The sequence below is a fragment of the Bacillus sp. Cr_A10 genome, assembly GCF_029222665.1.
Taxonomy (GTDB): Bacteria; Bacillota; Bacilli; order Bacillales_A; family Planococcaceae; genus Psychrobacillus.
The window spans coordinates 79,576-103,244 of record NZ_JARHXR010000020.1; the positions used below are offsets into that span (position 1 = coordinate 79,576).

A 23,669-nucleotide genomic window follows, 5' to 3' on the forward strand; every position below is an offset into this window, starting at 1 on the left:
GGTTTTCAGGCATGACTGAGCGTAATCAACGCAAAGTATACACTGGCCGTGTAGTTTCTGATAAAATGGATAAAACAATCACTGTTTTAGTTGAAACTCATAAAAAACATAAATTATACGGTAAACGTGTTAAGTATTCTAAGAAATTTAAGGCTCATGATGAGCAAAACGTAGCCCAAATCGGCGATATCGTTCGCATCATGGAAACTCGTCCGCTATCTGCTACAAAACGTTTCCGTCTAGTAGAAGTTGTAGAAAAAGCGGTTATTATCTAATAATGAATTTCGGAACTAATTAATTCCGAAGGGAGGTTACCTAAGTGATCCAACAAGAAACTCGTATGAAAGTTGCTGACAACTCAGGTGCACGTGAAGTTTTAACTATTAAAGTACTTGGTGGTACTGGACGTAAAACTGCTAATATCGGCGATATCGTCGTATGTACAGTTAAGAAAGCAACACCAGGTGGCGTTGTCAAGAAAGGTGACGTCGTTAAAGCTGTTATCGTTCGCACAAAAAGCGGCGTACGCCGCAAAGATGGTACTTATATCAAATTTGATGAAAATGCTTGCGTTATCATTAAAGATGATAAAGGACCACGTGGAACTCGTATTTTTGGACCTGTTGCTCGTGAACTACGCGATAGCAACTTCATGAAGATCGTATCTTTAGCTCCAGAAGTTCTTTAATTTACATGAAAGTGCCAATCAAGGAGGTGCGACAGAATGCATGTTAAAAAAGGCGACAAAGTAAAGGTAATCTCAGGTAAAGACAAAGGGAAAACAGGTGTTATCCTAACTGCTTATCCTAAGAAAGACCGTGTGTTAGTTGAAGGTGTAAACATCGTCAAAAAACATATGAAGCCAAACCAAGCTAATCCGCAAGGCGGAATTGTTAGTCAAGAGGCTGCAATTCACGTATCGAATGTTATGTTAATCGACCCTAAAACTGGCGAGCCGACTCGCGTAGGTTATAAAGTAGAAGATGGCAAAAAAGTTCGTGTTGCGAAAAAATCTGGTGAAATTATTAAATAAGTAAAAAGAAGGGAGGTACACACATGAACCGCCTAAAAGAAAAATATCTTAAGGAAGTTTCTCCTGCTCTAATGAGCAAGTTTGAATATAACTCAGTAATGCAAGTACCTAAAGTTGATAAAATTGTTATCAATATGGGTGTGGGCGATGCAGTTTCTAACACAAAAGCACTTGATGCTGCTGTAGAAGAATTACAAATCATCGCAGGTCAAAAACCTGTAATTACGAAAGCTAAAAAATCGATCGCTGGATTCCGTCTTCGTGAAGGAATGCCAATCGGTGCAAAAGTTACTCTACGTGGTGAACGTATGTATGACTTTTTGGATAAATTAATCGCTATCTCTCTTCCACGTGTACGTGACTTCCGTGGTGTTTCTAAAAAAGCATTTGACGGTCGCGGTAACTACACTCTTGGAGTTAAAGAGCAATTAATCTTCCCTGAAATCGATTATGATAAAGTTTCGAAAGTACGCGGTATGGACATCGTAATTGTAACAACTGCGAACTCTGACGAAGAAGCTCGTGAGTTATTAACACAATTCGGCATGCCATTCCAAAAGTAAAATAAGGGAGGCGAAAACGTGGCTAAAAAATCAATGATCGTTAAACAACAACGTACGCCAAAGTTCAAAGTGCAAGAATACACACGCTGTGAGCGTTGTGGACGTCCGCACTCTGTATATCGTAAATTTAAGCTTTGCCGTATTTGTTTCCGTGAACTTGCATACAAGGGACAAATTCCTGGCGTTAAAAAAGCAAGCTGGTAAACCCCTATACTGGGAAGGAGGTAAATGTAATGACAATGTCAGATCCAATTGCAGATATGCTTACACGCATTCGTAATGCTAACATGGTTCGTCACGAGAAATTAGAAGTTCCTGCTTCAAACATGAAAAAGGAAATCGCTGAAATTTTAAAACGCGAAGGTTTCGTTCGTGATGTTGAATATGTAGAAGATAGCAAACAAGGAATTATCCGCATCTTCTTAAAATATGGTCAAAACGACGAACGCGTTATTACTGGTTTGAAACGTATTTCAAAACCTGGTCTACGTGTTTATGCTAAAACAAACGAAGTGCCTAAAGTTCTTAACGGTTTAGGAATCGCTTTAGTTTCTACTTCAAATGGTTTATTAACAGATAAAGAAGCTCGCGCTAAACAAGTTGGCGGAGAAATCGTAGCTTACGTTTGGTAATAATCAACAAACGAATGGAGGTGCAACAAAATGTCTCGAGTAGGTAAAAAACCAATAGAGGTTCCTGCAGGTGTTACTGTAACTATCAACGAAGATAATACAGTAGTAGTAAAAGGACCTAAAGGTGAATTAACAACATCTTTTAACCAAGATATTAAAATTGAGCAAGAAGGTACTGTAATTACTTTAGTACGTCCTTCAGAATCTAAAGAACACCGTACAATTCATGGAACAACTCGTGCTTTATTAGCAAACATGATCACTGGTGTTTCTGCAGGATTTGAACGTGGACTTGAATTAGTTGGGGTAGGTTACCGTGCACAACTACAAGGTAAGAAACTTGTACTTAATGTAGGGTACTCACATCCAGTTGAGTTCACTCCTGAAGATGGACTTGAAGTTGAAGTTCCTTCAAATACAAAAGTTATCGTTCGCGGTATTAACAAAGAACGCGTTGGTGCATTAGCATCTAACATTCGTGCTGTTCGTCCACCAGAGCCTTACAAAGGTAAAGGTATTCGTTACGAAGGCGAAGTTGTACGCCGCAAAGAAGGTAAAACAGGTAAATAATGCATCGCGCATTAGAAAGGAGTGACCACTGTGATTACGAAACAAGACAAAAATCAAGTTCGTAAAAAACGTCATGCACGTGTTCGTACAAAAATCACGGGTACTACTGAACGTCCGCGTTTAAATGTATTCCGTTCTAACAAACATATTTACGCGCAACTGATCGATGATTCAAAAGGTTTGACAATTGTGAGTGCGTCTACTATGGATAAAGACTTTGATGGAACAGCTGGAAATGTTGAAGCTGCTAAATCAATCGGTGAAATCATTGCAAAACGCGCTGTTGAAAAAAACATCAAATCTGTTGTATTCGACCGTGGCGGTTACTTATATCATGGACGTGTTAAAGCGTTAGCTGAAGCTGCACGTGAAAACGGCTTAGAATTTTAAGAAGAAGGAGGGACATATTTCATGCGTGGTATTGACCCAAACAAACTTGAACTTGAAGAACGCGTAGTTACGATTAACCGTGTTGCTAAAGTTGTAAAAGGTGGACGTCGTTTCCGTTTTACTGCATTAGTAGTTGTCGGTGACAAGAATGGACATGTAGGATTTGGTACTGGTAAAGCTCAAGAGGTTCCAGATGCAATCCGTAAAGCTGTTGAAGATGCGAAGAAAAATTTAGTGGAAGTGCCAAGAGTTGGCGGAACAACTCCTCACCAAGTAATTGGACGCTTTGGAGCTGGTTCTATTCTAGTTAAACCTGCTGCACCTGGTACAGGAGTTATCGCTGGTGGACCGGTTCGTGCGGTACTAGAATTAGCTGGTATCACTGATATTCTATCTAAATCACTTGGATCTAACACACCAATCAACATGGTTCGTGCTACATTAGAAGGATTGACTCAACTAAAACGCGCTGAGGACGTTGCTAAATTGCGTGGTAAATCAGTAGAAGAACTGTTAGGATAAGGGGGGGAAATTACAATGGCAACTAAATTAGAAATTACCCTTACTAAAAGCCTGATTGGTACTAAACCAAATCAACGCAAAGTAGCTGAAGCTCTTGGACTACGTAAAATGCATCAAACAGTTGAGCATCAAGACAACGCCGCTATCCGCGGAATGGTTGACAAAGTAGCTCACTTAGTAACTTTGAAAGAAATTTAAGGTTTAATTTAAGAATAAGGAGGTGCCACCATATGAAACTACATGAGTTAAAACCTTCAGAAGGATCTCGTTCTACACGTAATCGTGTAGGCCGTGGTATCGGTTCTGGTAATGGTAAAACTGCAGGTAAAGGTCATAAAGGTCAAAACGCTCGTTCAGGCGGTGGGGTTCGTCCAGGATTTGAGGGCGGTCAAAACCCATTATTCCGTCGTTTACCAAAACGTGGATTTACGAACATTAATCGTAAAGAGTTTGCAATTGTGAACCTTGACACATTAAATCGTTTCGAAGAAGGCACAGAAGTAACACCTGCTCTATTAATCGAAACAGGTGTTGTGAGCAGTGAGAAGTCTGGTATTAAGATTCTTGGTAATGGATCACTTGACAAAAAGTTAACTGTAAAAGCTCACAAATTCTCTGCGTCAGCTAAAGAAGCAATTGAGAACGCTGGCGGACAAACTGAGGTGGTTTAATGTTTCAGACAATCTCCAACTTTATGCGTGTGAGAGATATTCGAAATAAAATCATTTTTACTTTATTGATGTTAATCGTCTTCCGTCTTGGTACATTTGTTCCAGTGCCGAATGTCGATGCAAATGTTTTAAAACAAACAGATCAATTAGGTTTGATCGGATTTTTAAATACATTTGGTGGTGGAGCCCTTGCTAACTTCTCTATTTTAGCAATGGGAATCATGCCATACATCACAGCTTCCATCATTGTTCAATTGTTACAAATGGATGTTGTACCGAAGTTCACAGAGTGGTCAAAACAAGGGGAAGTCGGAAGACGGAAGCTTGCTCAGTTCACTCGTTACTTCACAATTATCTTAGCTTTTATTCAAGCAATCGCGATGTCTTACGGATTCAACCGTATGTATAGTGGTTCTTTAATAAATGACGAAGGCATCATGACATACCTTGTTATTGCTATTGTGTTAACTGCAGGAACTGCATTCTTAATGTGGTTAGGTGAGCAGATTACAGCAAAAGGTGTTGGTAATGGTATTTCTATCATTATCTTCGCTGGTATCGCTGCTGCAATTCCGAATGCAGTAAACCAACTATATGCACAACAAATTGTAGATGCTGGTGATGCACTATTTATTAATATAATCGTAATGGTTTTACTTCTATTGGCAGTCATCGCAGTTACAGTTGGGGTAATTTATGTAACACAAGCGTTACGTAAAATTCCAATTCAATATGCGAAACGTGTTGCTGGTACTGCTCAAACAGGCGGCCAACAAACACACTTACCTTTAAAAGTAAATGCTGCGGGAGTTATTCCAGTAATCTTTGCATCAGCTTTCCTTATGGCACCACAATCTATTGTTTTATTTTTTGGTCAGAATAAGGTAACTGATTTTATATCAAATGCATTAGATTACACGCAACCAGTTGGAATGATAATTTACATTGCTTTAATCATTGCGTTCTCTTACTTCTATGCATTCATTCAAGTGAATCCAGAGAATGTAGCGGACAATTTGAAAAAGCAAGGTGCGTATATTCCAGGTATTCGTCCAGGAATTAACACACAAAATTATTTGACTAGCGTATTATATCGATTAACTTTTGTTGGTTCTATTTTCCTTGCGGTGATCTCCGTTATGCCTTTATTGTTTGTTAAGTTTGCGGGACTACCGCAATCTGCACAAATTGGCGGAACAAGCTTACTAATCGTTGTAGGTGTTGCACTTGAAACGATGAAACAGCTAGAATCACAATTAGTTAAGCGTCATTATAAAGGCTTTATGAAATAATGTTGGTTTTTAGGAACGACATAGTTCCTAAAAATCTACAAAATAGTCCTGAGGGGGGCATTTCCGTATGAATATCGTTTTAATGGGTCTGCCGGGTGCTGGTAAAGGTACTCAAGCAGATAAAATTGTTGAGAAGTACGCAATCCCTCATATTTCTACAGGCGATATGTTTCGAGCAGCAATTAAAGATGGCACGGAACTTGGCTTAAAAGCAAAATCGTTTATGGATCAAGGTGCACTAGTACCCGATGAAGTAACGATTGGTATTGTCCGTGAAAGATTGAGTAAACCAGATTGTGAAAAAGGATTCTTACTTGATGGTTTCCCAAGAACAGTACCTCAAGCGGAAGCACTTGATGCTTTACTTGCGGATCTTGGAAAATCACTTGAGCATGTGCTTAACATTCAAGTTGAAAAAGAAGAATTGATTAAACGTCTAACTGGCCGTCGCATTTGTAAAGAGTGTGGCACTGCTTACCATTTAATCTTTAACCCTCCTGCTAAAGAAGGTGTTTGTGATAAAGATGGTGGAGAGCTTTATCAAAGAGCGGATGACAATCCCGAAACGGTTACTAACCGTCTGGAAGTAAATATGAAGCAAACTCAACCTTTGCTTGATTTTTATGACAACAAAGGTGTTTTAACAAATATAGATGGACAGCAAGAAATTTCAAAAGTTTTTGCTGATCTTGATGCTCTGTTACAGGGCAACCGCATTTAATAGCCCGGTGCCTGTCTCAGATTGACTGAATAACCGGGCATTATGCAAAGAACGAAATGTTTTTTTCGAGAGCTGCAAAAGCATATTGCGCCCGGTATACGAACTTAGGGAAAGAAATGTATCAAAAAACGAGGGCCCCCTAGTCCACGTGCATTTCCACTACTTAAGGGGTATAATGGGTTTCGTGGAAGCATCTATGTAACGAACGGGTACTATGGAACTCATCCAACACTTTCGTACGAATATGTTGACATGAGGGAGACAGGTTTCTACCAGTCAGTCTACGCCGTGGATTGCTACAAGCGAAACCTTACGAGTGTCTTTCGAACATCTCTCATGATTTCCAAACATATGCTTAAAACGAATAGTTTCGTTCCATTAGAGGCTATACTAACAGCAAATTACGTTTGAATTTTGATGAGAACCTGATTTGTATATAGAAGGGAGACAGGGTTGATGGCGAAAGATGATGTAATTGAAGTCGAAGGAACAGTTGTTGAGACTTTGCCAAACGCGATGTTTAAGGTAGAATTAGAAAACGGTCATACAATACTTGCGCATGTATCTGGTAAAATTCGTATGCACTTTATCCGCATTTTACCTGGAGATAAAGTCACAATTGAACTATCTCCTTACGATTTAACTCGCGGTCGTATTACGTACCGTTTTAAATAATCTTTTGCACTCCGGACTACTAAGGAGGTTAGGTTAGATGAAAGTGAGACCATCTGTAAAACCGATCTGCGAAAAATGTAAGGTAATTCGCCGACGCGGTAAAGTAATGGTAATCTGTGAAAATCCTAAACACAAACAAAGACAAGGCTAATAAGAAGGAGGTGCACGACACATATGGCACGTATTGCTGGTGTTGACATTCCACGCGACAAACGCGTTGTTATTTCATTAACATACATTTACGGTATTGGTAAAACAACTTCACAAAAAGTATTAGCTGAAGCTGGTATTTCTGAAGAAACTCGCGTACGCGATTTAACAGAAGATGAGTTAAACAAAATCCGTGAACAAATCGGTGTATACAAAGTAGAAGGTGACCTTCGTCGTGAAGTATCACTAAACATTAAACGTTTGATGGAAATCGGATCTTTCCGTGGTATCCGTCACCGTCGCGGCTTACCTGTACGCGGACAAAATACGAAGAACAATGCTCGTACTCGTAAAGGTCCACGTAAAACAGTTGCGAACAAGAAAAAATAATCGGTAAAGGAGGTTTCTTCCTAACATGGCACGTAAACAACAAACACGTAAGCGTCGTGTGAAAAAGAATATCGAATCCGGTATTGCTCACATCCGCTCTACATTTAATAATACAATTGTGACTATCACAGACATGCAAGGTAATGCACTTTCTTGGTCAAGTGCTGGAGCTCTTGGATTCAGAGGTTCTCGTAAATCTACTCCATTCGCTGCACAAATGGCTGCTGAAACTGCTGCAAAAACATCCATGGAACATGGTTTAAAAACTTTAGAAGTAACTGTTAAAGGCCCAGGTGCTGGTCGTGAAGCGGCTATCCGTGCACTTCAAGCTGCAGGTCTAGAAGTTACAGCTATTAAAGACGTAACACCAGTACCACATAACGGTTGCCGTCCACCAAAACGTCGTCGCGTGTAATAATAGGTGAAACTCATTGTTTGAGAACATCATTTATTGTACAGACTGAAGTTGTGCAAACAGCAATCAGTTAAACGATCGAATTCATATGATGGAAAGAACCTATACATTCGATGTTTTGAGGGAGGGTAAATTGGAATGATCGAAATTGAAAAACCAAAGATTGAAAGTGTAGAAATCAGCGAAAATGCCAAGTTTGGTAAATTTGTTGTAGAACCGCTAGAACGTGGCTATGGAAATACTTTGGGAAATTCTTTACGTCGTATCCTTCTGTCTTCTTTACCAGGAGCTGCAGTTACTTCTATTCAAATTGATGGCGTTTTACATGAGTTTTCAACTATTGAAGGCGTAGTGGAAGATGTTGCATCTATTATTATGAATGTTAAGAAACTAGCTTTGAAAATCTACTCTGACGAGGAAAAAGTCATTGAGATTGATGTAAAAGGAGAAGGAACGGTTACAGCTGCTGACATTACACATGACAGTGATGTTGAGATATTAAACCCGGATCTCTATATTGCAACTATCGGCAAAAATGGTCATTTCCGCATGCGTATGTATGCAGGTCGAGGCCGTGGCTACACTCCTGCTGATCAAAACAAACGTGAGGATCTTCCTATCGGCGTAATCCCGATCGACTCTATTTATACTCCAGTTTCACGCGTTAATTTTCAAGTGGAAAATACTCGTGTTGGTCAATTGGCAAACTACGATAAATTAACTCTTGATGTGTGGACAGATGGCAGCACCGGTCCAAAAGAGGCGATTTCGCTTGGAGCAAAAATCTTAACAGAGCACTTAAATATCTTTGTAGGGATGACCGACGAGGCACAAACTGCTGAAATCATGGTTGAAAAAGAAGAAGATCAAAAAGAAAAAGTATTAGAGATGACTATCGAAGAACTTGATCTTTCTGTTCGTTCTTATAACTGCTTAAAACGAGCTGGTATTAACACAGTACTTGAGCTTGCGAACAAGTCAGAAGACGATATGATGAAAGTAAGAAACCTTGGCCGTAAATCTTTAGAAGAAGTAAGAGCGAAGTTAGATGAGCTTGGCTTAGGATTACGTAAAGAAGACTAAGCGAATTTTGATATAGCTAGATATGAACTATTCACCAAAGGAGGGAAACATCCATGGGTTACAGAAAACTTGGACGTACAAGTTCTCAACGTAAAGCGATGTTACGTGACTTAACAACTGACCTAATTATTCATGAGCGTCTTCAAACTACTGAAGCACGTGCAAAAGAATTACGTTCTGTTGTTGAAAAAATGATCACTTTAGGTAAACGCGGAGATTTACACGCACGTCGTCAAGCAGCTGCTTACATTCGTCGTGAAGTAGTAACTTCTACTGATGAAGAAGGTAATGAATCAACAATTTTTGCATTACAAAAATTGTTTGATGATGTAGCACCACGCTATGCAGACCGTCAAGGCGGTTATACTCGTATTATGAAAGCTGGACCTCGTCGCGGAGACGGAGCACCTGTTGTAGTAATTGAGTTAGTTTAATTTAAAGTGTTTACATGCACTGCATAATTAAATGAAAGCCCCAAGGCGAATTTGATTAAGATAAAGTTGAAGAGGGTAATTGGTGTTCCTACCACCCTCTTCTTTTTTCAAACATATTTATTAGATTTATACGACAATATAAAAGCTGAGTGTTATGATGAGCGGACTTTTTACGTGATTTATCTGAATCGTGTTTAAGAAGTAGCGTCTTGTCTAGCTCTACGCACCTCATTTTTCTAATTGGTCTTGAGCAGCCAATTATGAAACCGTTATAGAAGAGCGCATTTCTCAAAATGAGGTGCGCGCTTTTTTATTTTATCGTAGAATGGTTACATGAACTTAGACAGCAGAGTGGAGCTAGAGGAGGTAAAGGATGAAAAGCGAAATTATTTCTTTACAAGAAGTAACTTTTACATATACAGAAGAAGAGAATATTCGTCCAGCAGTAAATAACGTTTCTTACACAATCCGAGCAGGTGAGTGGGTTGCAGTAGTAGGTCATAATGGTTCCGGCAAGTCGACGCTTGCACGATTAATGAATGGTCTTCTATTTCCTCAGTCGGGAAAAGTACGTATTTTTGGGGAAGAGTTGAATGAACACAATCTATGGGAAGCTCGTTCGCAAATGGGAATGGTGTTCCAAAATCCAGACAATCAATTCGTGGGAGCCACAGTTCAGGATGACGTAGCATTTGCATTAGAAAATAACGGTATCCCGTTTGAGGAAATGGTAGAACGAGTAGAAGAGTCATTAGTTAAAGTAAAAATGAGAGATTTTATGAACAGCGAGCCTCATCATTTATCGGGAGGACAAAAGCAACGTGTCGCAATAGCTGGAGCAATCGCATTAAAGCCAAAGATTTTATTGTTAGATGAAGCAACTTCTATGCTTGATCCTCAAGGTAGAGAAGAGGTTCTTTCAACCGTACGTCAGTTAAAAGATGAAACCGATTTAACAGTTATATCTATTACACATGATCTAGAAGAAGCATTACACGCGGATAGAGTCATTATGATGAATAACGGTAAAAAATACGCAGAAGGAACGCCTGAAGAGATATTCCAAAAAGGACAGGAACTAGTAGATCTAGGACTTGATTTGCCTTTTGCTATGAATATATCTCGGTTATTACGTTCCAAAGGAATTACACTAATGGAAGACCATATGACAGAAGAAGAGTTGGTGAATGATTTATGGACATCATACTTCAACAAGTAAGCTATGCTTATGCAAAAAATACACCTTTTGAAAAACGAGCGTTGTTTAATGTAGATCTACATATACCTTCAGGCAGTTACCAAGCAATCATTGGGCACACGGGATCCGGTAAATCAACTATTTTGCAACATTTAAATGCATTACTAACACCTACGGAAGGCTCTATTAAAATTGGAGATGTCGAAGTAAAACCGGAAAAGAAAAACAAACAACTAAGACAGGTTAGACAAAAAGTAGGTATTGTTTTTCAATTTCCAGAGCATCAATTATTTGATGAAACGGTGTTAAAAGATATTATGTTTGGTCCCATGAATTTTGGTGTATCAGAAGAGGAAGCAAAAAGACGTGCAATAGAATTAGTAAAGCTGCTAGGACTCCCTGATGAGGTATTAGAGAAATCACCTTTTGATCTCTCAGGAGGACAAATGCGCAGGGTGGCAATCGCTGGGGTACTTGCGATGAATCCAGAAGTATTAGTACTAGATGAGCCAACAGCTGGATTGGACCCAAGAGGACGAAAAGAAATAATGGAATTATTTTATCAGCTTCATAAAGAAAAAGGTTTGACGACTGTTTTGGTAACACATAGCATGGAGGATGCAGCGAGATATGCTGATCGTATTGCTATTATGCATAATGGCAAGTGTGTCTTAGAAGGTTTACCAATAGAAATTTTTGATAACGAAGAGCGCTTAACAGATTATCGCTTGGAATTACCTCAAAGTGTTAAATTTCAAAAAAAGATAGAGAAGATGACAGGAAAAAAACTGCCTTCAATATGCTTAACCGAAGAATCCTTGGCAGAAGAGCTTGCGCAAATGATTAAAAAGGAGCGTGAGGTTTAATGCTAGAGAAAATGATATTCGGTCGCTATATACCAGGAGATTCTTTTATACACCGGTTAGATGCTCGGGCTAAATTGATCTTTGTCTTTTTATTTATTGCTATCGTTTTTATTGCGAATAACTGGATTACTTATGGTATTTTGCTTGTGTTTACATTTTTAATTATCCGTATGTCCAAGATTCGCCTATACTTTTTAATAAATGGTTTGAAGCCAGTTGTTATACTAATCATTTTCACGTTTTTATTACATTTAATATTTACACGTGAAGGTGACATTATTTTTCAATGGAAGTTTATATCTATTTATGAGGAAGGTTTACGACAAGGGATATTTATTTCTATACGTTTTTTCGTACTAGTAATATTGACATCGATTCTAACGCTCACTACTACCCCTATATCGATTACAGATGCATTAGAGACATTATTGAACCCTTTAAAGAAATGGAAGCTCCCAGTGCATGAATTAGCGCTAATGATGTCAATCTCGCTAAGATTCATCCCAACGTTAATGGATGAAACAGATAAAATCATGAAAGCACAAATGGCGAGAGGATCTGATATGACGACTGGAAGTATGAAGGAAAGAATGAATGCCGTTGTTCCACTTCTCATTCCGTTATTTGTGAGTGCCTTTAAACGTGCGGAGGATTTAGCTACAGCAATGGAAGTACGAGGATATAAAGGTGGAGAGGGTAGGACAAGATATCGCAAGTTAGAATGGGAAACGCGAGATACGATTAGTATACTGTCACTTGTTCTCTTAGCTGGAATTCTTGTTTATTTTAGAAGTTAGACGAGGTGTAGGTGTGAGGTTAAAAGCAATTGTCAGTTATGATGGAAGTGGATTTTCCGGGTATCAGGTTCAACCGGGGAAGCGCACAGTACAACTGGAGCTAGAACGTGTTCTTGGAATCATGCATAAGGGAGAATCCGTAAAAGTAGTTGCAAGTGGGCGTACAGATGCTGGAGTTCATGCTACTGGACAAGTTATTCATTTCGATAGTTCGCTAACGTTACCAATGGAAAGATGGCGAACAGCATTGAATGTACAACTTCCAGGAGATATTCGCATTTTATCGGTAGAACAAGTTCAAGATGATTTCCACGCAAGATATAATGCTACAGGGAAAACCTATCGCTATATTTGGTCATTAAATGATGTGCAAAGCCCCTTTGAACGCAATTATTCAGTCCATGTTGAGCGATATAAACCCAATGTGGAGCTAATGAAAGAGGCTGCAGTTTATTTGTTGGGAACGCACGATTTTTCAAGTTTTTGCGCTTCTAATACTAGTGTAAAAGATTTTGTAAGAACTATTCATTTCATCCATTTAGAAGTAGAAAAAGAGTCTAATCAATTGCATATGGTGATTAACGGAAATGGATTTTTATATAATATGGTTCGCATTATTGCAGGAACTTTATGGGAAATTGCAATCGGTAAAAAAAGTGTGGAGGAGATGCGGGACATAGTTAATTCTTGTGATCGAAAGAGAGCAGGAAAAACCGCGCCAGCACACGGTTTATACCTAGAAAATGTGGAGTATTTCTCATGAAACAACTTTTCCAGGTGTTTTTCGAAAAACGCTTGACTTAATCAAGTTTTCGTTATATGATGATGTATGGTATTTTCATTAACCCCACAATATAAGCCCCGAAACTTATTGGTATGAGGATATAGAAAATTATAGATCGATTATGATTGAATTAGGAGGACAAAATACATGCGTACAACATTCATGGCTAAAGGTCACGAAGTAGAACGTAAATGGTTAGTAGTTGACGCTGAAGGCCAAACTCTTGGTCGTTTAGCTTCAGAAGTAGCTGCTATTTTACGTGGAAAACATAAACCAACATTCACACCAAACGTTGATACAGGTGATCACGTGATCATTATCAACGCGGACAAAATTCATTTAACTGGGAACAAGTTAAATGACAAAATTTACTACCGTCACACTCAATTTGCAGGTGGACTTAAACAACGTACTGCATTAGAAATGCGTACTAAGTACCCAACTAAAATGATCGAATTAGCAATTAAAGGGATGCTTCCTAAAAACACAATAGGACGTCAAATGTTCTCAAAACTTAACGTTTACGCTGGAGCAGAACACCCACATGCAGCACAAAAACCAGAAGCATACGAGCTTCGCGGATAATTAATAAGAGGAGGACATACACTTGGCACAAGTTCAATATATCGGCACTGGTCGCCGTAAAAGTTCAGTAGCACGCGTACGTTTAGTACCAGGCGAAGGAAAAATTATTATTAACAAACGTGACGTTGAAGATTACGTACCATTCGAAACTTTACGTGAAATCATTAAACAACCATTAGTAACTACTCAAACTCTTGGTAGCTATGATATTCATGTAAACGTTAATGGTGGTGGATTCACAGGTCAAGCAGGAGCAATCCGTCATGGTATTGCACGTGCTCTACTTACAGTAGATCCTGATTTCCGTCCAGCATTGAAATCTGCAGGATTCTTAACACGTGACCCACGTATGAAAGAGCGTAAAAAATACGGTCTTAAGGGCGCACGTCGTGCACCTCAGTTCTCAAAACGTTAATATTGCGTTTTCAAAGACTCTCAACCATTTTGGTTGGGGGTCTTTTTTATTAATATGAGAAAGACTTAAAACTATATACACCGATAGAAAAAACATCTGTAACGAAAGAAGTTACAGATGTTTTATATTATTGATTTCTTCCATATTGATAAAAGGCATATTTGAATCGAGTACGCCTTTTATTCGTTTCGCCTTCATTTTTTCTCCTTGCATCCACTCGTTGAAATCAAAGATAAGTGGTAATCGATCACCGCCAAGTGTAAATCCAATTCTCATTTCTTGTGGAAAATAGAAGGAGGTATGCAAAGTACCTGCCCATGCTCCATATTTTTTTGAAAAAATACCTTTATCCGTGTCATTCATCATTCGGTATGCTGTGTATGGATCTGTAACATTTTTTTGTTGTTGGAGAATCGCTTGTTGTCTTCGGAAGGAGTCATCCATACGATATCTATTTTCTTCTGTTAATTCTTCAAAATGATTCGTACATACATTTGATTGACGAACTTCTACCGCTCTTGGTGAAGCTTCTACTACAAATGTCTCTCCTTTAGTATCCAATAAAACATAGCTAAATGAATGACGATGCGGAATTTCCTTCAAGAGATCAATTGCTTCATCTACGTTTACACATGTTTCTAAAATAATGCGACCGATCATATTACAGACAAAGCCATCCTCTGAATTCTTTCTATTAATGAAGTTATAGCCCATTGCAAGCCCTTTTTCATTCATCCCATCTGTACGACCTGTAATTTGCATGGAAGGCCCAATTACGGCATAACCTCCATCGGTCGGCCGATATATAGTAAAGCGCCCTTCATATGAAAATGGATGATTGTCATAGTTGCGAACCATATATTCATTTCCTGTAAAAATGGAACAACCGCTTCTCCCATATTCAAGATAATATCCACCAAATTCTCGAATCGCATCTTCCATCTTCCATTTTAAAGAATCAGCAAGTCCCTGAATCTCATCCCAAATTTGAGGGGCAAATGTTAAAATTACATTTTTGAATTCTATTTCATTAATAAGGAAGTGGCGACTTTTTGAAGCCCACTGTTTCTTTCTATTTATTATTATTGGTGATTCTTTTAAAAGGTTCCCTTGCATATAACCGAAATTATAATGATCTCCTTGAAATTGAACAATCTCACTGTAAACATTCCCCATGCCAAAAATCCTCTCGGTTTTACTTAATATTTCTATTTTAAGTAATAATGAAGTACTTTAAAAAAGAAACGACTTATAAAAGGGAGCTAGACAAATTTCAGGATACTAAAAACGCATCGTATGTTTAACTGGTCATTTAATAATACCTGCTGGAGAGTGCTAAGGTTCGAAGAAGTTAATATACACTTAAAAAGGCTGTAGATCACTCGTTTTATTCGAGTTTTTCTACAGCCTGGGGACAACATGATACATGTTGTCCGTAGAAAGATTATTTATTTAATTTTTTGTCATAATCAAATTCAAATTCTACGTCCTCAGGTTTAACGAATTTCGTTTTATTTTTTAATTTATAGCCAATCCATAAGCAAAGGAAGAGAGGTATGCCTAAGTATGCAGCAACAACGCTACCCCAATCTACTTTATCTGCAAGGAAAGCTTGGAAGTTTTGAGCTAAAATAACGATTAATCCGCATGCAATCGCAAAAATTGTACCGATCGGAAACCATTTTGCTTTATAAGGTAATAGGTCCAGTGAATGACCTTGAGCAATAAAGGCTTTACGGAAACGATAGTGACTGATCGAAATACCGAGCCAAAAGATAAACCCAGTAATACCGATAGCATTCATCAACCAAATATAAACGACACCATCACCAAAGAAAGAAGCCAAAAAGGCAAGCGTGCCGATAGCACACGTTAAAATCATACCAGCCACTGGAACACCACGTTTATTAAGCTTGCCAAAAATCTTAGGAGCTTGTCCCTCTTTAGCCATGGAATATAGCATACGAGTGGATGCATATAGACTAGAGTTACCTGCTGATAAAACAGCTGTTAAAATAACTGCGTTCATAAGAGATGCTGCAAATGCAATTCCGGCTTTTTCAAAAATTAGCGTAAAAGGACTAACCATGACATTTTCACTTTGTAAACTTGGATGTGTGTAAGGAATGATCAAAGCAATTACGAGAATCGCTAAAATATAAAATAAAAGAATTCTCCAGAAAACACTTTTTATAGCGATAGGTACATTTTTCGCTGGATTTTCACTTTCACCAGCAGCCACCCCAACAATCTCGGTTCCTTGAAAAGAGAACCCTGCTGCAATAAAAACAATAAATACACCAATGAGACCTCCTGAAAAAGGAGCATCGCCAACGGTAAAGTTTTTAAATCCTACTACTTCTCCACCCATGATTCCGAAAATCATCAGTACACCTACTACGATAAAGATAACAATCGCACTTACTTTAATTAAGGAAAGCCAATATTCACCTTCCCCGTACCCTTTAACAGATAAATAGTTCAAAAGAAAAATAAGCGTTAAAAATGATGCACTCCATACCAATGATGGACTATCTGGAAACCAGAACTTCATAATCATCGTGGAGGCAGATAACTCTGCCGCTATGGTCATTGCCCAGTTAAACCAATATGTCCAACCGATTGCGAATCCAAATGCAGGATCTACGAACTTTGTACCATACGTACTAAAGGAACCACTAGTTGGCATAAAAGCTGCCATTTCTCCAAGGCTTGTCATAACAAAATAGACCATTGCACCAACCAAAGCATATGCAAGTAAAGCACCACCTGGGCCAGCTGTATTGATCGCTGCGCCACTACTTAAAAATAGTCCTGTACCAATAGAACCTCCAATTGAAATCATCGTTAAATGACGAGCTTTCAATCCCCGTTTTAATTTTTGCTCTTCTGGTTGAATGGCGGACTGTAAAAGGTTTTTTTCATCTTTTGGCACCACTATCTATCCCTTCTGTTTGAAAAATAAAGCGCTTTCTTTTTTTAGAATAATATTTATTCTTAGATATTTACTATATTTTTATTTGAACATGGCTCCACATCCAGTGCTATTGTGATAAAAAAACGTAATAGATATGACTATTCAGGCAAAATAGGATGATAAAAAAATGTCGTAATGTAAATTTTAGTGATTTGAATGAAAAAGTCAATTGTTTTTTTAGAATAATAATTGGAAAAGAAAAAATATTTTGCGTTTTGTATCCTATTGTGTTTAATAATGGAAAGGATTTTTTGCACCTATTACTTATAACTTTCTTTAACGTGTTTTTATATTGTGTTACAGGAGTGTTACTGGTGCCAGGCACCAGTAACACTCCTGAAGTATTCTTGAGAGATTTTATGAAAATATATTGTTTCGTTGAATTGGGAGGGGTATATTAAAAAGGAAATTATTACATATGAAGAGGTAAATTATGAGAAGTAAATTTAATGTTGTTACGTCTACTATTCTGCTTAGTATTTTCATTGCGAGGTTTGGCACTTTTTTAGTGCTACCGTATCTTACACTATTTTTATTAGATGAATTTCATTATTCAAGCTTTCAGATTGGAGCCATTATTTCAACCTTAGCGTTATCTAATTTGTTTATGAGTTTCTTTATTGGGCCATATATTGATAAGTTTCGAAAAGATAAAGTCATCATTACGGGGCTGATCGGATATTTAGGGTGTTATTTCTATTTCCCGGTTATTGATCATTACGCTGGGTTCATTTTGTTTGCTGCGGTATTAGGGATAAGTCAAGCAATTGTAGAGCCTACGTATCGTGTGCTGTTAAGTCTGTACACGGAGCCTGAAAATAGACGGTTGATCTTTAATATTCGGTATTTTTTAATTAATATTTCTGCAGCGATCGCTCCGCTAACGTCTGTCTATTTTCAGCAATTTGGCATGGAGAAGTTGTTTTTCGCTGTAGGTTTTATATTCTTAATTAATATAGTGACATTTGCCGTTATCTTTAAAAAGTATCCAATGAAACAAGTGGCGGCAGATTCTAAGAAAATATCTATATTTCAATCGTTCTATGTGTTTAAAAAGGATCATGCATTTAGCGTATTTATATTAGCTTTAATTTTTATCAGTTTCGGTTATAGCCAATTCGATTCGACCTTTAGTCAGTATTTAGGTATTACGTTTGATTATGAGCTAGCGATTAAGTATTTTTCGTGGCTCATCACAACCAATGCCATTACTGTTATCGTTATTCAATACTTTGTTTATAAGTTAGGGGAAATAATTAGTACAACGACTTCCTTGATGATTGGAAGCTCTTTGTTATCGATCGGTTTGTTTTTCTTTGGGCAAAGTGAGCACATTTTCATGTTAATCATTGCGATGGTCATTTTTACAGCTGGAGAAGTTTTAGTGTTCACAATGGTGGACATTCATATTGATGACATGTGCGAAGACCATGAAAAAGGAACCTATTTTGCATTATCAGGGGTGAAATCGATTGGTAGAATAGCTGGCCCAAGTTTAGGTGGTTTCCTATTAGACAGCTTGAATGGTGGGGGAATGGTATTTACTATCATTGGACTTATTACTGTGCTGGCCGTACCATCCTTTTATTTAAGTAACAAAGTGAGGAGAGATTTAAATGCGCCTATACAACACCATTAAAAACAAAGCATACTGGTTAGTAGATCAAATTAATATAGAGGGTAAGTCAGAAGAAGATTATAAAGTGGGATTTACCAAGTTATTAAAAGAATATGAAGAACAAAAAATTGAATATTTATCATTACTAATGGAGGAACACTTTGAAAACTGGTTACTTTCTAAAGGGTTTAGAAAAATTTCGGTCATCCATGAATATACAAAATCGTTAGAAGAAGAACAGTTAATTGAAAGTGAGTTAACATTCCACGCTCTATCGGAAGGGTTAATGACAGACAAAGAGTTTGCCGATGCATATGAATTATGTCGTTCAGGTTCAGCCAATAAAAACATCCCACAATTAATTGAGAAAATAATGGCTGCCTTATCTCAAGAACTGGGAGAAAACTGGAGAAGTCATTGCTATTACTTTTTAAAAGACAATGAATTGGTTGGAATTAGTATTCCCCATATGGAGATGGGAACAACAGATGAAGGGAGAATGTTCTACTTCGGCATTGTGCCTAACAAGAGAGGTTTCGGTTTGGGAGCAGAGATTCACAAAATCACGTTATATCTAATGAAGCAGATGAACGCCAAAACTTACGTAGGTAGTACAGATGAAAGTAATAAACATATGATCAATATCTTCAAGAAAAATGGCTGTGTTATTAGAAATAAAAAAGGAATTTATAGAATTGATAAAGATTAGATAACTTGTTCCAAAAAGCAAACATACTCTTTGTCCCTCATACGTATAATGAGTGAAAAAGGAGCGATGGAACTGAAAAAGTGGCTGGTTATTGGAGTATTGTTTTTAATTTCTTTGGTTGCAGTGTTTTATAGTACAAAAGCAAGCGATTTAAGTTTTTTCATGCCGGAACCATTAAGTGGGGTTAAAGTAGTAATAGACCCTGGGCATGGAGGTTTGGACGGAGGCGCCAGTCATGGTGAAACAGTAGAGAGAGATATTACGCTTGCTATGTCTCTAAAACTGGAAAAGACTTTAAAGGAAAATGGTGCTACCGTTGTTTTGACACGTCGTAAAGAAGGGGATGCAATTGCCGAGCATGCTCCCGATGAAGATTTCCCGACAATCCGTTCAAGAAAGCGTGCAGATTTACTTCTGCGAGAAGAGATTATTAATAATGCGGAAGCGGATATAGTGATCAGTTTACATGTAAATGCGGTCCCAGAGGAAAGATGGAGAGGGGCGCAAGTATTCTATCATGCGGAGGGACATGAAGGTGGGGAGTTACTAGCGAAATCCATTCAAGGGGCAATCCGTGAAGATATTGGAAATACAGAAAGAGAAGCACTTGCCATCAAACAAGTTTATATTTTGAAGAAATCAAAAGCACCTACGGTATTACTAGAAACTGGATTTTTGAGCAATAATGAAGAAAGAGAATTGCTAAAATCCGATAAGTATCAAAACCAAATGGTAGACGCAATTACAAAGGGTGTACGTCGTTTCGTAGAAGATAATATTTACTGAGTCAATGTGAGGGATTGTAGACACTCGTATATGGTATACTATATTGCGAATAGTTAACTTAAAGGGGAGTGTCTACAAATGATTAATGAGCAACAAGTAAGAGCATTATTAGGAGAATTAAATGATCCATTTTTACATAGAACATTAGAAGAAACAAACGGAATTTCAGAGGTATCTATAAAAGAAGAAAAAAATCATGTCAGTGTAAAGTTAGCAATCGCAAAAATTAATTCTGCAGAGCAAATGCAATTGCAAGGAAAAGTAGTGGAAGTATTGAAGGACGCAGGAGCAGCAACTGTTGGTATTCGTTTTGAAGAACTTCCAAAAGAAGTATTAGAGCAATTTCGCGGTCAAGCAAAAGAAAGCGATAATGAAAGCATCCTTTCTCCTGGCAGCAAAGTGAAAATTATTTCAATTGCTTCTGGTAAAGGTGGAGTTGGTAAATCAACTGTATCCGTAAACTTAGCAGTAGCACTTGCACGTCTAGGGAAAAAAGTCGGCTTAGTAGACGCAGACATATACGGGTTTAGTGTTCCAGATATGATGGGTGTCAAAGATATGCCACAAATTAAAGAAGACCGTATTATCCCTGTAGATCGTAAAGGTGTAAAAGTAATTTCGATGGGATTCTTCGTAGAAGACAATACTCCGGTAGTTTGGCGTGGGCCAATGCTTGGAAAAGTGTTAGATCAATTCTTTAAAGATGTGGAGTGGGGCGAGTTAGATTATTTATTATTAGACTTACCTCCAGGTACAGGTGACGTTGCCTTAGACATTCACCAAATGTTACCTACCTCTAAAGAAATAGTAGTAACAACACCGCATCCTACTGCAGCATTCGTAGCAGCACGTGCTGGGGCAATGGCTCTTCAAACAGATCATGAAATATTAGGTGTAATTGAAAACATGTCTTGGTTTGAATCTAAATCTACTGGAGAGCGTGAATTTGTATTCGGTAAAGGTGGGGGACCAAAACTTGCGGATGAACTTCGTACAGAATTACTTGGTCAAATACCACTAGGACAACCAGATTGGAACGATATTGACTTTGCTCCCTCTGTATATGGAGAAACACATGATACAGGTAAAATATATTTAGACATTGCTCGAAAAGTTATTGAAAAAGCATAAGAAAAAGGCCGTTTCCTTAAGAGGAGCGGCCTTATTTTTCAGCTTCTTTTCCTTGTTCTGATCCCTTCTCTTCGGAGCCACCGCCACCACCTTCGCTTTTTTGTCCTCCTCCTCCAGCCTCTTCAACAAGTTTTTGCCACTTAGTTTGCAATAAAGGACTTTGGATTGTTTCTTCCACGACTTTTTGCATTTCTTTCCGCATATCAGGAGATTGTAATACTTTTCCTAGCTCCTTATTCATTTCAGCAGAACCAAAAAAGCTTTCGAGGCTTTTCAAGTATTCCGGATCTTTCATGAGAGTCTTCATTAATTCTTCCTGTTGCTTCATCATACTTTTTGCCATTGTTTCTGAAAATTTAGGGTCTTGATAAACTTCTTTCCAAAATTCTTCTGCATCCTTTGATAACATGGTTTGTTCAACCGACTTCTTTACTTGCTCGCTATCAATAACTAACATTCCTTGAAATTCAGGGTCATCTAAAAGTTTTCGAACAGATTTTTTTCCTTCTTCTGTTTGTAGTGCATCAATCACCATTTTTTTCATCTCATCATAAGAAGGCGTGGAAGAGGTAGGATTACCATTACATCCAGCCAGTAAGCCAATAGTTAATAAAATGAAGGCAAAATACTTCAAATCAATCACCATCCTTTCAATTATTGTTCACATTTTTTATTTAAATATGTACTGAAGTAAGTAACAAATAGATTTTTTTGTTAATGGTTGTTACAATCTATATGGGAAGTAGAAGGATATGGAGGATTTTTTGCCGTGACAATTCGAAATTGGTTTAAATTTTTTCTAAATGCTATGTGGATAGGTGGACTAATCACAGGTGTGTTAGGTTTATTTATACGTTGGGACGATGCTTTTGCTAAATATTTTGAAGCAGGTCAATGGAGTGAGTTCTTCGCAGCATTCGCTTTTATGGTTATTATGGGATTTACGATAAGCGTAATCACTCAAATGGGCTTTTTTGCTTATTTAACAATTCATCAAATGGGTGTAAATATTTTTAGAACATTAACATTATGGAACTGGGTACAACTATTAATAATACTTATCGTTATTTTTGATTTGGTTTTCTTCCGTTTTAAACCGAATGCAGAAACAACCGGGCAAATTTGGTTATATGTTATTTTATTACTCATACTAATTGTAACTGCAGTAGTAGTAGCGATAACTAAAGCCAAAATAACTAAAAAACATACACTTATATCTGCATTATTCTTTATGATTGTTGTTTCTACATTAGAGTGGTTGCCTGTATTGATGGTACGAGCAGACAACGTAGATAGCTGGGTGACATTATTATTATTCCCAATTCTCGCAGTTAATGCCTACCAATTATTAGCTTTGCCAAAATACAATGCAAAATCAGATGAAGATAGAAAAAAACTAGAAGAACGTAGAAAAGCAAGAAAAGAAGCCGTTTCTAAATAAAAAATGCTCTGACATCTAAATGGTCAGAGCATTTTTTTACTCGTATGTTGTTAATCAGGAATAGTTTTACTTTTAGTTGTTAAACCAAAAATATTTTGTTCAACAGAAAGTAGAGAGTCAGATTTAAGTAGTTGATTTAATTGCTTTATATCTATTCGTTCCTCCTGATGGAGCGGAACACTTAGAATATCTCCTTTTTCGAGCTTAGGAAATGGATCTCCTTTCATCCAGTACTTACTAGAGCTTAGTAAATTAACTTCATTTTCCCACGCTGTTTTTTGTAATTCCATAGGAAACTCATAGTCTTTTGTCCGAAACCAAAGCGGAAGTTCACCAACAGATTGTTCAAATTCATCAATTTCCTTTTTAAATAAATTAGGATCTTCTATATATTTAAGCCCATCTTGCCCTAATAGACTAATAGGAATACTTTTCTCTTTCATTATTTTAATAAGAGAAGGTGAACGTTTAATCCAATCAATACTTATGAAAAAATGTGGATAAGGCGCTTGCAAACTTTTTATGAAAGTTTCCATATCCTCTTTACCAAAAGTTAAATCGATTGTAATCGTTTTGCCATGTGATCCTTTAGAGACAACAGTAGGTTCTTCAGTTAACTGAAAAACAGGAAGCATTGATGAATACTTATTTGGGATAATAAAAAAGAGACTTAAAAATACCAGCACAGTTCCGATTAGTAAAAGCTTTGTTTTCATTGTAATATCGCACCTTTCCATTCTTTCTAATAAATTTTATGATTTAGTGTTGACATTCATGTTAAAACGATGTTAAGATACAAAGGTCGCCAAAACAAAACGACA

34 protein-coding genes are annotated in these 23,669 nt (G+C 37.6%); 30 read left to right on the plus strand and 4 right to left on the minus strand.

The genetic code is table 11. The annotated features are described in order from the left end of the window. Positions 1–11 precede the first annotated feature (11 nt). The 25 genes from rpsQ (at position 12) to rpsI (ending at position 14,186) form a co-directional block, all read left to right on the plus strand. Positions 12–275, plus strand: a complete 264-nt coding sequence (rpsQ, locus tag P2Q73_RS17990; protein ID WP_053591326.1) for a 30S ribosomal protein S17 — start codon at positions 12–14, stop codon at positions 273–275. Between the two features lie 44 nt (positions 276–319). After that, positions 320–688 carry a 50S ribosomal protein L14 gene (gene rplN / locus P2Q73_RS17995; RefSeq protein ID WP_053591327.1) on the plus strand — a complete coding sequence of 123 codons (369 nt, stop codon included), beginning with the start codon at positions 320–322 and terminating at the stop codon, positions 686–688. Positions 689–724: 36 nt separating this feature from the next. Continuing rightward, entirely contained in the window at positions 725–1,033 is a 309-nt protein-coding gene (gene rplX / locus P2Q73_RS18000) for a 50S ribosomal protein L24 (RefSeq protein ID WP_053591328.1), read from the plus strand. Positions 1,034–1,056: 23 nt separating this feature from the next. Next, positions 1,057–1,596 (plus strand): 50S ribosomal protein L5, encoded by a 540-nt coding sequence (gene rplE, locus P2Q73_RS18005; protein ID WP_053591329.1) that lies wholly within the window; start codon positions 1,057–1,059, stop codon positions 1,594–1,596. Positions 1,597–1,614: 18 nt separating this feature from the next. Continuing rightward, on the plus strand, positions 1,615–1,800 hold the full coding sequence (gene rpsN, locus P2Q73_RS18010) for a 30S ribosomal protein S14 (RefSeq protein WP_053591330.1): 186 nt from the start codon (positions 1,615–1,617) through the stop codon (positions 1,798–1,800). A 29-nt stretch (positions 1,801–1,829) separates the two neighbouring features. Beyond that, on the plus strand, positions 1,830–2,228 hold the full coding sequence (gene rpsH, locus P2Q73_RS18015) for a 30S ribosomal protein S8 (RefSeq protein WP_053591331.1): 399 nt from the start codon (positions 1,830–1,832) through the stop codon (positions 2,226–2,228). A 30-nt stretch (positions 2,229–2,258) separates the two neighbouring features. Beyond that, complete coding sequence (rplF, locus tag P2Q73_RS18020) at positions 2,259–2,798, plus strand: 50S ribosomal protein L6 (protein WP_053591332.1); 540 nt, start codon at positions 2,259–2,261, stop codon at positions 2,796–2,798. A 30-nt stretch (positions 2,799–2,828) separates the two neighbouring features. Beyond that, positions 2,829–3,188: a 50S ribosomal protein L18 gene (rplR, locus tag P2Q73_RS18025; protein ID WP_053591333.1), complete on the plus strand. Its 360-nt coding sequence runs from the start codon at positions 2,829–2,831 to the stop codon at positions 3,186–3,188. A gap of 21 nt (positions 3,189–3,209) precedes the next feature. After that, positions 3,210–3,710 (plus strand): 30S ribosomal protein S5, encoded by a 501-nt coding sequence (rpsE, locus tag P2Q73_RS18030; protein WP_053591334.1) that lies wholly within the window; start codon positions 3,210–3,212, stop codon positions 3,708–3,710. A 15-nt stretch (positions 3,711–3,725) separates the two neighbouring features. Then, positions 3,726–3,908: a 50S ribosomal protein L30 gene (gene rpmD / locus P2Q73_RS18035; protein WP_053591335.1), complete on the plus strand. Its 183-nt coding sequence runs from the start codon at positions 3,726–3,728 to the stop codon at positions 3,906–3,908. 32 nt (positions 3,909–3,940) lie between these two features. Further along, positions 3,941–4,381, plus strand: a complete 441-nt coding sequence (gene rplO, locus P2Q73_RS18040) for a 50S ribosomal protein L15 (RefSeq protein ID WP_053591336.1) — start codon at positions 3,941–3,943, stop codon at positions 4,379–4,381. Further along, positions 4,381–5,673: a preprotein translocase subunit SecY gene (secY, locus tag P2Q73_RS18045; protein ID WP_056831183.1), complete on the plus strand. Its 1,293-nt coding sequence runs from the start codon at positions 4,381–4,383 to the stop codon at positions 5,671–5,673. The genes rplO and secY overlap by 1 nt, the downstream gene beginning before the upstream one ends. A 67-nt stretch (positions 5,674–5,740) precedes the next feature. Continuing rightward, a complete protein-coding gene (locus tag P2Q73_RS18050) occupies positions 5,741–6,394 on the plus strand; it encodes an adenylate kinase (protein ID WP_053591338.1) in 654 nt (217 codons plus the stop codon). Positions 6,395–6,850: 456 nt separating this feature from the next. Continuing rightward, positions 6,851–7,069: a translation initiation factor IF-1 gene (infA, locus tag P2Q73_RS18055; RefSeq protein ID WP_016429904.1), complete on the plus strand. Its 219-nt coding sequence runs from the start codon at positions 6,851–6,853 to the stop codon at positions 7,067–7,069. A gap of 37 nt (positions 7,070–7,106) precedes the next feature. Next, positions 7,107–7,220, plus strand: coding sequence for a 50S ribosomal protein L36 (gene rpmJ, locus P2Q73_RS18060; protein WP_003247619.1), 114 nt, complete (start codon positions 7,107–7,109; stop codon positions 7,218–7,220). 23 nt (positions 7,221–7,243) lie between these two features. Beyond that, on the plus strand, positions 7,244–7,609 hold the full coding sequence (gene rpsM, locus P2Q73_RS18065) for a 30S ribosomal protein S13 (protein WP_053591339.1): 366 nt from the start codon (positions 7,244–7,246) through the stop codon (positions 7,607–7,609). 25 nt (positions 7,610–7,634) lie between these two features. Then, on the plus strand, positions 7,635–8,024 hold the full coding sequence (gene rpsK / locus P2Q73_RS18070) for a 30S ribosomal protein S11 (protein ID WP_053591340.1): 390 nt from the start codon (positions 7,635–7,637) through the stop codon (positions 8,022–8,024). Between the two features lie 138 nt (positions 8,025–8,162). After that, on the plus strand, positions 8,163–9,107 hold the full coding sequence (locus P2Q73_RS18075) for a DNA-directed RNA polymerase subunit alpha (RefSeq protein WP_053591341.1): 945 nt from the start codon (positions 8,163–8,165) through the stop codon (positions 9,105–9,107). Positions 9,108–9,160: 53 nt separating this feature from the next. Beyond that, positions 9,161–9,541: a 50S ribosomal protein L17 gene (rplQ, locus tag P2Q73_RS18080; RefSeq protein ID WP_053591342.1), complete on the plus strand. Its 381-nt coding sequence runs from the start codon at positions 9,161–9,163 to the stop codon at positions 9,539–9,541. 373 nt (positions 9,542–9,914) lie between these two features. Continuing rightward, on the plus strand, positions 9,915–10,760 hold the full coding sequence (locus tag P2Q73_RS18085; RefSeq protein WP_275789750.1) for an energy-coupling factor ABC transporter ATP-binding protein: 846 nt from the start codon (positions 9,915–9,917) through the stop codon (positions 10,758–10,760). Beyond that, positions 10,736–11,605, plus strand: a complete 870-nt coding sequence (locus P2Q73_RS18090; protein ID WP_056831177.1) for an energy-coupling factor ABC transporter ATP-binding protein — start codon at positions 10,736–10,738, stop codon at positions 11,603–11,605. Before P2Q73_RS18085 ends, P2Q73_RS18090 begins: the two co-directional genes overlap by 25 nt. Next, positions 11,605–12,402: an energy-coupling factor transporter transmembrane component T family protein gene (locus P2Q73_RS18095; protein ID WP_056831175.1), complete on the plus strand. Its 798-nt coding sequence runs from the start codon at positions 11,605–11,607 to the stop codon at positions 12,400–12,402. Before P2Q73_RS18090 ends, P2Q73_RS18095 begins: the two co-directional genes overlap by 1 nt. A gap of 13 nt (positions 12,403–12,415) precedes the next feature. Beyond that, positions 12,416–13,165 carry a tRNA pseudouridine(38-40) synthase TruA gene (gene truA, locus P2Q73_RS18100; protein ID WP_053592260.1) on the plus strand — a complete coding sequence of 250 codons (750 nt, stop codon included), beginning with the start codon at positions 12,416–12,418 and terminating at the stop codon, positions 13,163–13,165. A 168-nt stretch (positions 13,166–13,333) separates the two neighbouring features. Continuing rightward, positions 13,334–13,771 carry a 50S ribosomal protein L13 gene (gene rplM / locus P2Q73_RS18105; RefSeq protein WP_053591346.1) on the plus strand — a complete coding sequence of 146 codons (438 nt, stop codon included), beginning with the start codon at positions 13,334–13,336 and terminating at the stop codon, positions 13,769–13,771. Positions 13,772–13,793: 22 nt separating this feature from the next. Beyond that, positions 13,794–14,186, plus strand: a complete 393-nt coding sequence (gene rpsI, locus P2Q73_RS18110; protein ID WP_053591347.1) for a 30S ribosomal protein S9 — start codon at positions 13,794–13,796, stop codon at positions 14,184–14,186. Between the two features lie 111 nt (positions 14,187–14,297). On the opposite strand, the gene P2Q73_RS18115 is transcribed toward rpsI, so the two are convergent. Next, the gene (locus tag P2Q73_RS18115; RefSeq protein ID WP_275789757.1) at positions 14,298–15,362 is read right to left on the minus strand and encodes a C45 family autoproteolytic acyltransferase/hydrolase; all 1,065 of its coding nucleotides are present in this window, start codon (positions 15,360–15,362) and stop codon (positions 14,298–14,300) included. Positions 15,363–15,630: 268 nt separating this feature from the next. Further along, complete coding sequence (locus tag P2Q73_RS18120; protein WP_275789778.1) at positions 15,631–17,031, minus strand: amino acid permease; 1,401 nt, start codon at positions 17,029–17,031, stop codon at positions 15,631–15,633. 565 nt (positions 17,032–17,596) lie between these two features. On the opposite strand from P2Q73_RS18120, the gene P2Q73_RS18125 reads away from it, so the two are divergent. The 4 genes from P2Q73_RS18125 to P2Q73_RS18140 all read left to right on the plus strand — a co-directional run bounded on the left by P2Q73_RS18125 (position 17,597) and on the right by P2Q73_RS18140 (position 21,407). Then, a complete protein-coding gene (locus tag P2Q73_RS18125; RefSeq protein ID WP_275789762.1) occupies positions 17,597–18,802 on the plus strand; it encodes an MFS transporter in 1,206 nt (401 codons plus the stop codon). Further along, positions 18,780–19,490: a GNAT family N-acetyltransferase gene (locus P2Q73_RS18130; RefSeq protein ID WP_275789765.1), complete on the plus strand. Its 711-nt coding sequence runs from the start codon at positions 18,780–18,782 to the stop codon at positions 19,488–19,490. The genes P2Q73_RS18125 and P2Q73_RS18130 overlap by 23 nt, the downstream gene beginning before the upstream one ends. Before the next feature lie 72 nt (positions 19,491–19,562). After that, positions 19,563–20,276 (plus strand): N-acetylmuramoyl-L-alanine amidase, encoded by a 714-nt coding sequence (locus P2Q73_RS18135; RefSeq protein ID WP_053592262.1) that lies wholly within the window; start codon positions 19,563–19,565, stop codon positions 20,274–20,276. A gap of 78 nt (positions 20,277–20,354) precedes the next feature. Then, positions 20,355–21,407, plus strand: a complete 1,053-nt coding sequence (locus P2Q73_RS18140; protein ID WP_275789768.1) for an Mrp/NBP35 family ATP-binding protein — start codon at positions 20,355–20,357, stop codon at positions 21,405–21,407. 31 nt (positions 21,408–21,438) lie between these two features. On the opposite strand, the gene gerD is transcribed toward P2Q73_RS18140, so the two are convergent. Beyond that, positions 21,439–22,041, minus strand: coding sequence for a spore germination lipoprotein GerD (gerD, locus tag P2Q73_RS18145; protein ID WP_056831167.1), 603 nt, complete (start codon positions 22,039–22,041; stop codon positions 21,439–21,441). Between the two features lie 135 nt (positions 22,042–22,176). On the opposite strand from gerD, the gene P2Q73_RS18150 reads away from it, so the two are divergent. Continuing rightward, entirely contained in the window at positions 22,177–22,848 is a 672-nt protein-coding gene (locus tag P2Q73_RS18150) for a KinB-signaling pathway activation protein (RefSeq protein WP_053591353.1), read from the plus strand. A 50-nt stretch (positions 22,849–22,898) separates the two neighbouring features. Here P2Q73_RS18150 and P2Q73_RS18155 read toward each other — a convergent pair whose 3' ends face one another. After that, the gene (locus tag P2Q73_RS18155; RefSeq protein ID WP_056831166.1) at positions 22,899–23,564 is read right to left on the minus strand and encodes a hypothetical protein; all 666 of its coding nucleotides are present in this window, start codon (positions 23,562–23,564) and stop codon (positions 22,899–22,901) included. Positions 23,565–23,669 lie beyond the last annotated feature (105 nt).